13 protein-coding genes are annotated in these 13,185 nt (G+C 58.3%); 4 read left to right on the forward strand and 9 right to left on the reverse strand.

Annotated features, from left to right (window positions below; translation table 11 throughout):
- Positions 1–27 precede the first annotated feature (27 nt).
- Positions 28–423, reverse strand: coding sequence for a hypothetical protein (locus tag FS819_RS18690; RefSeq protein WP_156549884.1), 396 nt, complete (start codon positions 421–423; stop codon positions 28–30).
- Between the two features lie 101 nt (positions 424–524).
- Entirely contained in the window at positions 525–1,022 is a 498-nt protein-coding gene (locus FS819_RS18695; protein ID WP_156549886.1) for a hypothetical protein, read from the reverse strand.
- Positions 1,023–1,267: 245 nt separating this feature from the next.
- Between FS819_RS18695 and FS819_RS18700 the strand changes: the two genes are divergently transcribed.
- The 3 genes from FS819_RS18700 to FS819_RS18710 all read left to right on the forward strand — a co-directional run bounded on the left by FS819_RS18700 (position 1,268) and on the right by FS819_RS18710 (position 4,031).
- Positions 1,268–1,936 (forward strand): response regulator transcription factor, encoded by a 669-nt coding sequence (locus tag FS819_RS18700; RefSeq protein WP_156549888.1) that lies wholly within the window; start codon positions 1,268–1,270, stop codon positions 1,934–1,936.
- Positions 1,933–3,303 carry a sensor histidine kinase gene (locus FS819_RS18705; protein ID WP_156549889.1) on the forward strand — a complete coding sequence of 457 codons (1,371 nt, stop codon included), beginning with the start codon at positions 1,933–1,935 and terminating at the stop codon, positions 3,301–3,303. Before FS819_RS18700 ends, FS819_RS18705 begins: the two co-directional genes overlap by 4 nt.
- Before the next feature lie 119 nt (positions 3,304–3,422).
- A complete protein-coding gene (locus FS819_RS18710) occupies positions 3,423–4,031 on the forward strand; it encodes a J domain-containing protein (RefSeq protein WP_070163452.1) in 609 nt (202 codons plus the stop codon).
- A 66-nt stretch (positions 4,032–4,097) separates the two neighbouring features.
- Here the strand turns inward: FS819_RS18710 and FS819_RS18715 are convergent, their stop codons facing one another.
- From FS819_RS18715 to FS819_RS18745, 7 genes are all read right to left on the reverse strand, one after another.
- Positions 4,098–5,111 (reverse strand): zinc-binding alcohol dehydrogenase family protein, encoded by a 1,014-nt coding sequence (locus FS819_RS18715; protein WP_156549891.1) that lies wholly within the window; start codon positions 5,109–5,111, stop codon positions 4,098–4,100.
- 53 nt (positions 5,112–5,164) lie between these two features.
- Entirely contained in the window at positions 5,165–6,454 is a 1,290-nt protein-coding gene (locus tag FS819_RS18720; protein ID WP_156549893.1) for an L-fuconate dehydratase, read from the reverse strand.
- Between the two features lie 117 nt (positions 6,455–6,571).
- Positions 6,572–7,384, reverse strand: coding sequence for an amidohydrolase family protein (locus FS819_RS18725; RefSeq protein WP_156549895.1), 813 nt, complete (start codon positions 7,382–7,384; stop codon positions 6,572–6,574).
- A gap of 2 nt (positions 7,385–7,386) precedes the next feature.
- Positions 7,387–8,391: an aldo/keto reductase gene (locus FS819_RS18730; RefSeq protein WP_156549963.1), complete on the reverse strand. Its 1,005-nt coding sequence runs from the start codon at positions 8,389–8,391 to the stop codon at positions 7,387–7,389.
- Positions 8,392–8,459: 68 nt separating this feature from the next.
- On the reverse strand, positions 8,460–9,401 hold the full coding sequence (locus FS819_RS18735) for an ABC transporter substrate-binding protein (RefSeq protein ID WP_012653552.1): 942 nt from the start codon (positions 9,399–9,401) through the stop codon (positions 8,460–8,462).
- A gap of 97 nt (positions 9,402–9,498) precedes the next feature.
- On the reverse strand, positions 9,499–10,545 hold the full coding sequence (locus FS819_RS18740; protein ID WP_156549897.1) for an ABC transporter permease: 1,047 nt from the start codon (positions 10,543–10,545) through the stop codon (positions 9,499–9,501).
- Complete coding sequence (locus FS819_RS18745) at positions 10,538–12,112, reverse strand: sugar ABC transporter ATP-binding protein (RefSeq protein WP_156549899.1); 1,575 nt, start codon at positions 12,110–12,112, stop codon at positions 10,538–10,540. The genes FS819_RS18740 and FS819_RS18745 overlap by 8 nt, the downstream gene beginning before the upstream one ends.
- Before the next feature lie 166 nt (positions 12,113–12,278).
- Here FS819_RS18745 and FS819_RS18750 point away from each other — a divergent pair, with 166 nt between their 5' ends.
- Positions 12,279–12,950 carry a FadR/GntR family transcriptional regulator gene (locus FS819_RS18750; protein WP_156549901.1) on the forward strand — a complete coding sequence of 224 codons (672 nt, stop codon included), beginning with the start codon at positions 12,279–12,281 and terminating at the stop codon, positions 12,948–12,950.
- Positions 12,951–13,185 lie beyond the last annotated feature (235 nt).

Below are 13,185 nucleotides of genomic sequence, written 5' to 3' on the forward strand. Positions count from 1 at the left end.
CCGTGCGACAACAAGGATGATCAGCGCTTAGGGATGCGCAGGCCCATTCAACCGATCAATAACCTGAAGCAAGATATCGGCGCAGGCCTTCATCGGCTCATCGTCAGCGCATTTGATGTCGATCCTGGTCTCGCCATCCTCAACCCGGAAATGGGCTGCTTTGGAAGGCGCTGGCGGTGGTGGTGGGCGATGGCCACGCGGACCCATCGGGCCTTCTGGGCCACGCGGCGGAGGTCCGGCACGCTCTTCCGGCCCGGCTGGCATGCCTGGTGGCGGCGGTGGTGGGGTTCCGGCATCGGCGTCGGGAGCCACGGCGCCCGCAATGGGTGGTGCTGGCGGCGGCGGCGGTGCTGGCGGCTGCTGGGCAAATGCGGTTCCGGCCAGTGCAGCAAGAGCGACGGCGGAAAGAATGTATCGTTTCATAGGATTTATCCTTTGGTGCGTTGAAAAGCGCATCACTTAACGTGACAAACGACTTTTGGTTCAGGCGACTTTTGGTTCAGGTTGCTGATGATCCAGGCAGTTCAGGGAGCAGGTTTATTGGCGAAGTCACCAAATGGTCTATGCGGCGGCGGACCTGGCGGGCCAAGAGCAGCTGTCTTCCCGCTGCTATCGACAAGGTAGCTCGCATGCACGAAGCCATCGTCAAACCGACCCTGGATGGTCACGACGTCATCCTTCGTGACAAGGCCGCCACCGTCTCCAGCCGGTCCGGTTTCGACCAGCGCCTTGCCGCTGTCGTCTTGCAGGATGAACTTGTTGCCGTAAATCTCGCTGACTTTTCCCTTGATGGTGACCAGGCTTGATGTCGGCATCGTTGAGATAGCAACAGGAGACATTGGAGCCATTTCGGGGGCGGGACGCACCAGCTTCATTGCACCGGCTCCCCCAACCGCGCCGATGGCGAGCGCCACGGCGATTGCGGGAAGAGCCATCCAGTATCGTTTTCGTCGCTCGTGCGGAGGAGCAGGCCTGCCGGCCTTTTCCGGATGCTCGTCGCTAGGATGTTCGACCGTCATCATTCATTCTCCTTGGTGATTGACCAGAGCATTTCCGACTGCAAAACCGCTGCATGCTGTGTTGGAAATGGTCTAGGGTCTGTCATGTTCGTTTGTCTTTTCAGGAAAACCGGTTTCCATTTCCCCTGACAAACTCCAGGGATATCTACACTTCCTCTGCCGTTACCCCGCTGAACCTTCTGGTTCAGATTCAGTTCAGCCATTTTCGATAAGTCTGGCTCTTCTCCTACAAATGAAAGTTAGGTCTCATGCGCGTACTGCTCGTCGAAGACGATGAAGACCTGAGTGGCCGGATCGCCACTGCGCTCAGGTCGGAGAACTTCGTGGTCGACATCGCCCGCAATGGCGAGGACGCTCTCCATGCCGGACTGACCGAGTTGTTCGACATTGCCGTGCTTGATCTCGGGTTACCGAAGATCGATGGCGTCACGGTTCTGAAGGGCTGGCGCGAAAGCGAACGCAATCTCCCCGTCCTTGTCCTGACGGCGCGTGACGGCTGGCCGGACAAGGTATCGAGCTTCAAGGCCGGTGCCGACGACTTCCTTGCAAAGCCGTTCAAAATTGAAGAGCTGGTGCTGAGGCTGCGGGCCTTGGTGCGCCGGGCAACCGGCCATGCTTCTTCACGCATTTGCTGTGGCGCGCTGATGTTTGATGCTCAACTCGGAACGTTTGAGCTGAATGGGCTTCCAGTCAAACTGACTGCGCTGGAATGGCGGGTCCTGTCATGCCTCATGCTCAGGAAGGAGATGGTTGTTGATCGGCGCGAGCTGAATGAGCGGGTTTACGACGGAGACGCTGAGGTGGATTCCAACTCCATCGAAGTCATCATCGCAAGGCTGCGCAAAAAGCTTGGTTCGGACATTATCGAGACCGTCCGAGGTCGAGGCTATATGCTGACAGCGGCGGGGCAGCCATGATATTTCCGGCGCTTAATCGGCCCAGATCAATCGCCGGACGACTGCTGATTTTCTCCGGTGTCTTCGTCACTCTGGCCCTCGTGGTGGCGTCTGTCGTTCTCTGGTTGGCGCTCAAAACCGTTATCCGCGAGCAGATCGATCAGCGCCTCGACACGCAGATCAGCGCGCTGGCCAGTGCGGTGGTGCGGGATGAGGGCGGCAGGCTCACGCTTTCCACACCGCTGGATGCACCGCCTTTCGATCGCCCCGGATCAGGCTGGTATTGGCAGATCGAGAGCATGGGGCAGCAGCTCACCTCGCGTTCGCTTTTGGGTGGAACCATAGACACTCCGCCACCAAGCCAAGATTTCTTCCAGATGATCACCGCGACGCCTACCCCTGGAGAGGGTCATGATCACGGGCGAAAGCTCTATTTGCGTCAGACCACCCGTGATGTCGGTGGCGCCATCATGACGATTACATTGTCCGCGCCTCAGGCAGCGCTCGCTGATCCCGCTGTTCGCGCCTTGCTATGGTTGGCACCCAGTATGCTGCTGTTGGGTGCTGTGCTGATGATCGGTACGCTGTGGCAGATCCGCTTTGGCCTGCGCCCTCTTACATCGATGGCTGCCGACATCGACGCCATCAACCGTGGAGAAAGGTCTCGGCTTCCCGATATACCCATCATCGAACTCGCGCCACTGGCATCAAAGACCAATGCGTTGATTGAGGTCAACGAGGAGAGACTTGCCGCAACCCGCATTCAGTTTGCCAATCTGGCGCACGGATTGAAGACACCCGTCGCCAGCCTGTTGCTCGCGCTTGATAGCGGCAATGATCAGGACGGCGCGCTGCGCGACCTCGTCGCCAGAATAGACAACAGGATCAAGCACCATCTCAGTGCCGCCCGTCGGGTGATGGCATCGGCAAACATAGTTGCGCGCACCAATGTGGCTCAGTCAATTGCCGACGTCTATGGAGCGATCAGCCTTATCCATGCGGATCGTGGGATTAGCTTTCAAACGGAAGTGGCGGACGGATTGTGTGTCGCCTGCGACGACAAGGATGTCGAGGAAATGTTTGGCAACCTGATCGACAATGCCTTCAAATGGGCATCGGCGCATGTTTCAGTTCTTGCTGTGCGGGACGGCTCCATGGTGAGAATCAGCGTCGAAGACGATGGCCCCGGCATTCCCTTGGAGCGTCTCCATACAGTTCTCCTGCCGGGCGTTCGGGAAGATGAACGGGTTCCAGGCGATGGTTTTGGTCTGACTATTGTAACGGAAATGGCTGGTCTCTACGGGGGATCGTTTGAACTACAGCAGATTGCCCCGACTGGCTTGCGTGCGGTGCTTGCACTTCCAGCTGCCAAAGGTTCCGTCCAATAACCCGATGAAATGGCGCTTCTCTTGACTGGTCAACCAATCGTGACGGCTGACGCATTTTCTGCAAGGGACCCCTATCCAAATTCCTTGCCGACCGTAGCGGTAAAGCCATATAAGGCAGCATGACCTCTGATTCAAAGATTTTTGTTGGCCTACGGTCGACGCGTAAAAAGCCTGCTCCAGACCGTGGATCGACAGGTCCGAAATGCCAATGGGATGGCTGCGACAAGGCTGGAACGCATCGCGCTCCTGTCGGCCAAATTGCCGAGGGCCTCTATCTGCTGTTCTGTGCCGATCATGTGAAAACCTATACCAAAGGTTACAATTTCGCACCCAATCTGTCCGACCCTGTAACAGCGCGCTATCAGAAGGATGCGGCGAGCGGCAAGTTGCAGACGTGGGGAACCAGCGTCAATAAACCGTCGGAAATTCCGCTCCCTTCCACGGCCCGCTCCGGCTCGGCAAAGGCGACAAACGCACGTAAAAGTGCTGCACAACGCCAAGCGGAAAAATTGGATACTCAGCGTCGTAAGCTCAAGGTGCTGGAAGCGAAGGCTTTCGAGACGCTTGGCCTTTCGCCGGATGCAACGCCGGAAGAGATCAGAAGCCGTTATAAGCAGAAGCTCAAAATGCACCATCCGGATGCAAATAACGGCGATCGAAACTCCGAGGATAAGCTTCAGGCTTCGATCGACGCCCATAAAATCCTTAAGCTCAACGGATTTTGTTGAGTGTAGGACACGAAAGAACAGGCAGATTCAAGTGCGGCCTGTCTCCTGAATTGCCAACCCCTGAACCTAGCCAATCTCCAGGATGGCCTTGATCACACCGGCTTGCGGGTCGGACCAATCCTGGAAAAGCTTGACGCCATCATCAAGGTGGCCGGTATGGGTGTTCAGGGCTCGCGTCGGCACCTTGCCGGCCTCGATCTGGCGGACGACTTCGGCGAAATCGTCCGGTTGGGCATTGCGGCTGGCGATTAGCGTTGCCTCGCGCTTGTGGAATTCCGGATCAGAGAAGGTGATGTCCTGGCGAACGACGGAGAGCAGGACGTAGCGTGCGCCATGGGCGAGGAAATTGAAACCGCGCTGCATCGGAATGGCATTGCCGGTGGCATCGATCACCACGTCGAAACCATCGCCACCCGTTATCCTTTCAACTTCAGCCTCGGCCGACGCATCTGCAAACAGCGATTGATCCGCCATAAGGCGGTCCACGGCGAAGGCCAGGCGATCCTCGCGGGTATCCATCACCGTCACATGCGCGCCTCTTGCCTTGGCAAAGATGATGGCCGACATGCCGATCGGGCCGGAGCCGGTGACGAGAACACGATCCTGGCGTCCGATGTTTCCGCGTTTCACCCCATGGGCGCCGATGGCCAGAAACTCGATCATCGCCGCATCCGCAAGTGAAATGCCGCCCGTCGGGATGACATTCTCTTCCGGCACGCTCACATATTCGGCCATGCCGCCATCACAGTGAACCCCAAGAACCCGGATGTTCTGGCAGGCATTCGACAGACCCTTGCGGCAGGCGTGGCAGGCGCCGCAGGACAGGTAGGGGACAATATAGACGGGATCGCCGGTCTTCAACCGGCTGCCTGCGGGCGCCTCCGCAACCGTTCCCGACAATTCATGTCCCATAACCCGAGGATATTCCAGAAAGGGATGCTTGCCCGCATAGATGTGAAAATCCGTGCCGCAGATACCGACATGGCGGACCCGCACAAGAACCTCGTTCTCTGCCCGCGGGGGTGGCGCACGCTCGATAAGAGAGAGACGGCCGGGCTCGTCGCATATGAGAGCTTTCATCGGGATGTCCTTTATTCAGTGGATGACGGGTCGTGTGTTGGGAAACTGACGCGTCAGACTGCCTTTGGCGTGGGGAATGTATAGGCAGCAATCGATTCCGGCTTCATCTCGATGGAGAAGCCGGGGCGGGATGGCGGCATGTAGGCGGCGTTGCGGATGACGCAGGGATCGATGAAGTGTTCGTGCAGATGGTCTACATATTCGATCACGCGGCCCTCTCTGGTGCCGGAGACCGCGATGTAGTCGATCATCGAAAGATGCTGGACATATTCACAGAGCCCGACGCCGCCGGCATGCGGCCAGACCGGCTTTTCATATTTCGCCGCCAGCAACAGCACGGCCAGAACTTCGTTAAGCCCGCCCATGCGGCAGGAATCGATCTGCACGATGTCAATCGCCCCCTCGGTGATGAACTGCTTGAACATGATACGGTTCTGGCACATTTCGCCGGTTGCGACCTTGATCGGCGCAATCGCATCGCGGATCTTGCGATGGCCTGCCACATCGTCCGGGCTGGTTGGCTCCTCGATGAAGAAGGGTTTGGCAAAGGCGAGCTTTTTCATCCAGTCGATGGCCTGGCCGACTTCCCAGACCTGATTGGCATCGACCATTAGATAACGATCCGGCCCGATCACCTCGCGGGCAATCGTCAGGCGGCGAATGTCATCCTCAAGATCACGCCCAACCTTCATCTTGATATGATCGAAGCCCTGGTCGATGGCGTCCTGTGCCAGACGGCGCAGCTTGTCATCGTCATATCCCAGCCATCCGGCTGAGGTCGTGTAGCAGGGATAGCCTTGCCTTTCGAGAAGCGCGATGCGGTCGGCCTTGCCGTCTTCCGCCTTGCGCAGGATAGCGACAGCCTCTTCGCGGGTCAGTGCATCGGTGAGATAGCGATAATCGACGATGTCGGCGATCTCCTCCGGTGACATGGTCGATACGAACTGCCACACCGGCAGACCGGCCTGCTTTGCCATGGCATCCCAGAAGGCATTGACGACAGCGCCTGTTGCCAGATGCATGGCACCCTTGTCGGGTCCGATCCACCGCAACTGGCTATCGCCGGTCAGCTTTCGCCAGAACTGGCCAGGTGCTGCGCGCACGTCGTCCAGATCCACGCCCACCACCAGATGGCGCATGGCCTTAATTGCCATGCAGCAGATATCGTTGCCGCGGCCAATGGTAAAGGTGAGACCATGGCCTTCCAGGCCAGGCTCATCGGTTTCAAGAACCACATAGGCTGCCGAATAGTCCGGGTCCGGGTTCATGGCATCGGAGCCGTCGAGGCTTGCGGATGTCGGAAAGCGCAGGTCGAAAACATTGAGATCGGTAATGCGGGTCATATCAGCCTCTCGGGCAGGTCTGCAAAGCGGTGATGCGCTTTCGAGCCGGGCCTGCAAATTGAAACAAGCATTGGTGCCTTCTTCAGTTCATTTAAAAGACGGGTCATTATTCGTACCTCAAAGGCCATAGAAGCGGCGGGCGTTTTCACAAAACACCCGATCATGCGCGGCTTCCGGCACGATGGCGCGGGCCTGGGCAAACCAGCTTTGGTAATCGCTGGCGAGGTTCAGTACCGGCCAGTCGCTTCCCCACATCACCCGGTCCGGCCCGAAGAGATCGAGGATCGTCTCGGCATAGGGACGAATGGCTTCGGGCTGCTGCGAACCGGCTTCGGTCAGCAGGCCGGACAGTTTGCATGAGATGTTTTCCAGATCGGCAAGCCGCGTCATGGCCTTGCGCCAGTCGCTGTAGAGCCCTTGCGCGATGACGGGTTTTGCGCCGTGATCTATGACGATAGGCAGAGCGGGATGACGGCGCGCAAACCTTTCCAATGGCGCGAGGTGGCGGGGCAGAACCAGCGCATCGAAGGTGAGACCCGAAGCCAGCATCGCCCCGATGGCCGGGTCGAGTGCGGGATCGTCGATCCAGTCATCCTCGGCAATATCCTGCACCATGGGGCGCAGGCCCTTCAGCTTCGGATACGTCGCCAGTTCCGTGATGACGGTGGCTGCATCCGCCGACTTCAGGTCAACCCAGCCCACCACGCCGAGAATGAAATCATGGTGTTGCGCTAGATCCAGCAGGAATCGCGTATCATCGATGCTCGGCAGTGATTGAACCAGAACCGTCCCCCCAACGCCCGTCGCAGCGAGCTGCGGCTCTAAATCTACCGTCCCGAAGTCCCGGTAGATGGCGGCAAGCTCCGGTGGGGGCCATTGGCCTTGCCGGTTTTTCATGAGCCAGAAATGCTGATGTGCATCGATGATCATGGTCACGCTCCGATCGGGACGCCATCGGCGATGATGCCCTTGTCCTTCAGGGATCGCCACACGGAGGAGGGGACGTCTTCCTGCATCCAGGCGACGTTGGCGCGGATCTGCTCGGCGTTGCGGACGCCGGATACCACGGAGACGACGGCGGGATGCAGCAATGGAAAGTTCAAGGCCGCCGCCTGTAGAGATACGCCTTCAGCGGCACATGCCGCTTCGATCTCGGCGACGCGGGCAAGAATGTCGGCGGGTGCCTCGGCATAATTGAACTTGCGGTTTCCCGCCAGCAGGCCCGAATTGAAGACACCGGCCACCACGATCCCGACATTGGCTTTTTCCGCCCGGTCAAGCAGCGTCAGGCTGTCCTGTTCCAGCAGCGTATAGCGCCCGGCCAGCATGGCGACATCGATATCGAACGCATCCATGGCATCCCAGACCGCTTGCCATTCATTGACGCCGAGGCCGATGGCCTTGACGAGGCCAGCGTCGCGCAATTGGCCGAGCGCCTTGAACCCGCCGCCTTTGGTCAACTGTTCCCAATAATGCCCGTGTTCCTCCCCATGCGTCATCTGGCCGATGTCGTGGACATAGAGAATGTCAGGCTTCAGCACGCCCGTGCGCTGCTGGCTTGCCTCAAAGGATTTGAGAATGGCGTCATAGGTGTAGTCGTAGACCGGACGGAACGGCAGAGGCTGAATATAAGTATCTTCCTCTGGTCCGACGGTCTCATCGGGAACCATCACCCGGCCCACCTTGGTGGAGAGCACGTAGTCTGCGCGCTCATGCTCGGTCAGCATCGTTCCGAGACGGCGTTCGGAGCGGGTGTAGCCATAGAAGGGAGCGGTATCGAAGTAACGAATGCCTGCATCCCAGGCGGCATCGAAGGCACCAAGAGCTTCCTGGTAACTTGTCCAGCGATAGAGATTGCCCATCTGCGCGCAACCGAGACCCATCACCGTGAAGGAAACATCGCGATTGCGCAGCGTGCGCCTGTCGTTGACCTGCATTGTCCTGCCCATAAACTGGAAAATCCGGGGAAACGGCACGCGGGGAAAACCCGCGTGCCGCACGTGCATTAGTAGAGAACGTTCTTGGCTTCCGGCTTGTCGATGTTCTGCTTCGTGACGACCACGACACCGGTGTCGATGAACTTTTCGACCTTTTCCTTCGACAGAAGCTTCAAAAGCGTATCCACGCCCTTTTCACCCATTTGATAGGAACCCTGCACAACGGTGGCTTCCAGCGTGCCGTCCTTGACGAATTCCTGAAGGTCCTGGTTGCCGTCAAAGCCGATAGCGACGAGTTTGCCAGCCTTGCCAGCCTGCTTGATCGCCCGGCCCATGCCGATGGCGGTTGGTTCATTGGCGCCGAATATGCCCTTCAGGTCGGCATTGGCGGCAAGAACGTCGGTCGTCTGGTTCAGCGCGGTCGCCATCTGCGACTGTGAATAATAAGGGCCGACGATCTGGAGTTTCGAGTTTGCCTTGATGTAGTCGGTAAAGCCGCCAACGCGGCCGATTTCGGAACCGGCACCTGCCACATAGGACATTACGGCGATCTTGCCTTCGGTCCCGACTTTCTGGATCATCGCCTTGGCCGCTAGTTCGCCGGCTGCCTTGTTGTCCGTCGCCAGGAAGGCCTGGTAATATTTCTCGGCATCCTTCGAGAGCATCGAGTCAATGATGACGACGGGAATGCGGGCTTCCCAGGCCTTCTTTACCGCCGGGACCAGTGCATCCGGGTCGGATGGCGCAAGCAGGATGGCGTCGACCTTCCGGTTTACGGCGTTTTCGACCATGTTGACCTGGTCGGCGATGGCGGATTCCGCCGCCGGCCCCTGGAAGGTTATTGTATGGGCCTTCTGCTTGCCAATTGCGGCATCCGCACCCTTCTGGACATTCTGCCAGAAGGTGGAGTTGACGGTCTTGACAATCACGGCGATTTCACCCGCCGAAGCGGTGAGCGCGCCCGACAGTGTAAAGACGGAGGCCGCAAGGGCCAGGGCTAGTTTACGCATGTCTTTCCTCCTCAGTGTGACGGGCCCAGCCGGGGACCGATGCGGGGGAAGGCTCCTCCCTTCCCATATTCGTTCTGCCTCCGCCTGACGGCGGGTATTATTTCCGATTGCGGATCTGGTCGATCCAGACGGTGCCGAGAATGACGAGGCCTATAATGATCTGCTGGGTGAAGGCGGAGACGCCGTTCATGTTCAGGCCATTGCGCAGGATGCCGATGACAAAGGCGCCGATGAAGGTTCCGGAAATCGTACCGACACCGCCGATTAGCGAGGTTCCGCCAATCACTGCCGAAGCGATTGCATCCAGCTCATAGGCCACGCCTTCATTCGGCTGGGCGGTGACGAGACGAGACATCAGCACGCAGCCGGTCAGGCCAGCCAGCGTGCCGGAGACGATATAGGTGAAGGCGGTGACGCGGGCGACATTGACGCCTGAAAGCTGGGCGGCATCCGCATTCGAGCCGGTGGCATAGATATGCCGACCAAGCACGGTTCGGTTCAGCACGAAGGCTGCGGCCACGGCAATGATGACCATCAGCACCACGGGATAGGGAATGCCCGGAAAGCTGACCACCGGAAATCCTTGATCGTCGATGCTTTCGAAGCGCAGCAGTGAGCCATTGCCGAGAACGCCGAAGGATTCGCCAAGGCCTGAGACCGCCCGTGCGCCGGTGATTTGCAGTGCGACGCCCCGTGCAATCAGCATCATGCCAAGGGTAGCTATGAATGGTGGCAGCTTCAGCTTGGTAATGACCAGGCCATTGATGACCCCGCAGGCGGTGCCGGTGAGAACGCCGAGCAACATGCCGATCCACACCGGCGCGCCGAGTTCTTTGACGGCAAGGGCGGCGACCACCCCGGCCAGCGCCAGGACGGAGCCGACCGAGAGGTCAATACCCCCGGTGATGATGACATAGGTTGCTCCAATGCCGAGAAAGGCGATCGACGTGACCTGTAGTGCGATCGTCATGCCGTTATTGACGCTCAGGAAAGCATTGGAGGTGAGGGCAAAGACAGCGGCCAGAACGACCAGGCAGCCAAGCGCGGCAAACTTCTGGATGATATCCTTCTGCCGGTCGCTCAAACCTTTTTGCGGTGGCTTGTCGCTCGATTGCTGGGGCTTGCCAGTGGTGATCTCAACCATGGGTCATTCCTCGCGCGCTCTCCCGGACACGACCGGAGGCATACAGCATGATCTCTTCCTGCGACGTTTCCCGCGTCGTCAGGGTTGCGGTGATGTGGCCTTCGTGGAAAACCGCAACGCGATCCGATAGTCCCAGAATTTCCGGAAGCTCGGAACTGATCAGAATGATGCCGATGCCCTTGGCGGCAAGCTCATCCATCAGCCGGTAGATGGCGAGCTTGGCGCCCACATCGATGCCTCGTGTCGGTTCGTCGAAGAACATGATCTTCGGCTGCCGGAACAGCCACTTGCCGATAATGATCTTTTGCTGGTTGCCGCCCGACAGAAGGCGGACGGGTTGGTTCAGGCTGGGCGTCCTGATGTTGAGAAGATCGACATAGTGCTGGCTCGACTGGCGGTGCAGTTCCTTGTCGATGACGCCGAACGGATTGGAGACAGCCTCCATGTTGGCCATCATCAGGTTGGCATCGACCGGCATTTTGACTGCCAGACCTCCGGCCTTGCGATCCTCGGAAAGATAGGCAATCCCTGCGTCAATGGCCGAACGCGGGTCGGAAATCGAAAGTGGCCGCCCTTCGAGCAGGATTGTTCCGCTGTCGAACGGATCGGCTCCGAAGATCGCCCGGGCCACTTCCGTCCGACCGGCGCCCATCAGTCCCGCAAAGCCCAGAATTTCGCCACGGCGAAGTTCAAAGCCAATATCGGAGAAAGCGCCATGGCGGCTAAGACCCGAAACGGAAAAGATGGCGTCCTTGGTTGGCGAACGGGTCGGTGCCGGGAATTTCTCTTCAAGAGAGCGACCCACCATGCGGGCGACGATATAGTCCACGGTGATCGCATCGAAATCATCCGTAGAGATGTAGCGCCCATCGCGCAGCACCGTGACGCGATCAACGATCTCTGCCATTTCGTCGAGCCGGTGCGAGATATAGATAATGCCGGTTCCTTCACGCTTCAGATCGCGGATGACGCGAAAGAGAAGCTGTGCTTCCTGTTGGGTTAGCGAGGAGGTCGGTTCGTCCATGATGAGCACGGAGGCATCCAGCGACAGGGCCTTGGCAATCTCGACCATCTGCCGCTGCGCGACGGAGAGCGTGCGCACCTGCGCGTCGGGGTTGATGTCGACACCCAGTCGGTCGAGGCATCGCTTGGCGTCTTGGCGCAGCTTGCGTCTGTCGACCATAAAACGCCCACCCATAAAACTTAGCCGGGGTTCGCGGGCAAGATAGATGTTTTCGGCAACGGAGAGATGTGGAACCAGGTTGAGTTCCTGATGGATGATGGCAATTCCGGCGGCCTCCGACTGCAATGTGGAGGTGAAATGAACCGTCTCGCCCTTGTAGATCATGTTGCCGGCGTCTCTCTGGTAGACGCCGCTAATGATTTTCATCAGCGTGGATTTTCCGGCTCCATTCTCGCCGCAAACCGCATGAACTTCACCGGCCCTGACATCAAGGCTGACGTCCTGCAGGGCCTTCACCCCAGGGAATTCCTTGGTGACGCCCTCCAGTTTTAAAAGCAGCGGCGCGGGTTTGCACTCGCCAGTGGCAAGCGACACTCCTCCCATCGCGATGTCCTCCAATTCGTGAAAGCCTCCCAGACTTTCGGTAGACAGACATAGGGCATGCCGCGATAATTGGTCAAGCCAATTATTCTTTCATGCTTGCATGCGTGGCAATATCTCAGATAAATATAGTTTTATTGACGAAATTCTTTAAATTGGACTGACCAAAATGACATTGCCCAAACGTCTCTACCAACAGATTGCCGACCAGGTTCGGCATCTGATCCAAAGCGGCCCTTATTCGGCAGGGTCGAGGCTGCCACCGGAACGTGAGTTGGCGCAAACCCTCGGGGTCTCGCGACCATCCTTGCGCGAGGCGTTGATTGCGCTGGAAATTGACGGGACAATTGAGATTCGCATGGGGTCGGGCATTTATGTCCTGTCCGCCAGCAAGTCCGCGGCCTCTGGGCGATCATTGGGGGAGAGCCCGACGGAACTGATGCAGGCGCGTGCTGTCATCGAAAGTGCTGTTATCGTCAAGGCAGCTGCCGCAATGACCGATGCGGTTTTTGCGGCGCTTGTCGGGATTGTCGAAGAGATGCGTCAAGAGATTGCCGAGGGTCGCAAGCCGATCGATCAGGACCGCCAGTTTCATCTGACCATCGCCGAACAATCAGGAAATTCGGTTCTGGCGGAGATCGTCGCCAATCTTTTTGACGAACGCCATAGCCCTATCTCGGACCATATAAGGGGTCGTTTTGAGACGCCCGAAACCTGGTCACTGGCGCTGATCGAGCATGAGGCAATTCTGAATGCGCTGGAAGCACGAGACCCGCTCGCGGCACAGGCGGCAATGTATGCTCATCTGACGGCATCACGAAGGCGATGGTTGGAAAACTGAAGGCTGACAGAGCTATTCCGCAGCCCCAACTGTCCTGCCGGATATCTCCCCTCGAGGGGTGAGATAGAGTCAGCGCGGAATTCACATCTCATCTTAACATGTCGGAACTCACACTCGTATATGTCGATCTGGGCGGTTGACCCCATCCGATCTCCTTCCTTGAGGGGGAGATGGCTGGCAAGCCAGAGGGGTGTGAGCCACGATTGAAAACGCTTGTGTCGTGTCCCACGACTGT

Origin of the sequence: Allorhizobium sp. Av2 (assembly GCF_021462805.2) — a bacterium.
Taxonomy (GTDB): domain Bacteria; phylum Pseudomonadota; class Alphaproteobacteria; order Rhizobiales; family Rhizobiaceae; genus Allorhizobium; species Allorhizobium vitis_G.

Bases quoted from the DNA above. Each gene is read 5' to 3' on its own strand.
- FS819_RS18720 (WP_156549893.1), bottom strand. From the start codon at position 6,454: ATGACCCGCATTACCGATCTCAATGTTTTCGACCTGCGCTTTCCGACA.
- FS819_RS18710 (WP_070163452.1), top strand. From the start codon at position 3,423: ATGACCTCTGATTCAAAGATTTTTGTTGGCCTACGGTCGACGCGTAAA.
- FS819_RS18690 (WP_156549884.1), bottom strand. From the start codon at position 423: ATGAAACGATACATTCTTTCCGCCGTCGCTCTTGCTGCACTGGCCGGA.
- FS819_RS18725 (WP_156549895.1), bottom strand. From the start codon at position 7,384: ATGATCATCGATGCACATCAGCATTTCTGGCTCATGAAAAACCGGCAA.
- FS819_RS18735 (WP_012653552.1), bottom strand. From the start codon at position 9,401: ATGCGTAAACTAGCCCTGGCCCTTGCGGCCTCCGTCTTTACACTGTCG.
- FS819_RS18695 (WP_156549886.1), bottom strand. From the start codon at position 1,022: ATGATGACGGTCGAACATCCTAGCGACGAGCATCCGGAAAAGGCCGGC.
- FS819_RS18740 (WP_156549897.1), bottom strand. From the start codon at position 10,545: ATGGTTGAGATCACCACTGGCAAGCCCCAGCAATCGAGCGACAAGCCA.
- FS819_RS18745 (WP_156549899.1), bottom strand. From the start codon at position 12,112: ATGGGAGGAGTGTCGCTTGCCACTGGCGAGTGCAAACCCGCGCCGCTG.
- FS819_RS18700 (WP_156549888.1), top strand. From the start codon at position 1,268: ATGCGCGTACTGCTCGTCGAAGACGATGAAGACCTGAGTGGCCGGATC.
- FS819_RS18705 (WP_156549889.1), top strand. From the start codon at position 1,933: ATGATATTTCCGGCGCTTAATCGGCCCAGATCAATCGCCGGACGACTG.
- FS819_RS18730 (WP_156549963.1), bottom strand. From the start codon at position 8,391: ATGCAGGTCAACGACAGGCGCACGCTGCGCAATCGCGATGTTTCCTTC.
- FS819_RS18750 (WP_156549901.1), top strand. From the start codon at position 12,279: ATGACATTGCCCAAACGTCTCTACCAACAGATTGCCGACCAGGTTCGG.
- FS819_RS18715 (WP_156549891.1), bottom strand. From the start codon at position 5,111: ATGAAAGCTCTCATATGCGACGAGCCCGGCCGTCTCTCTCTTATCGAG.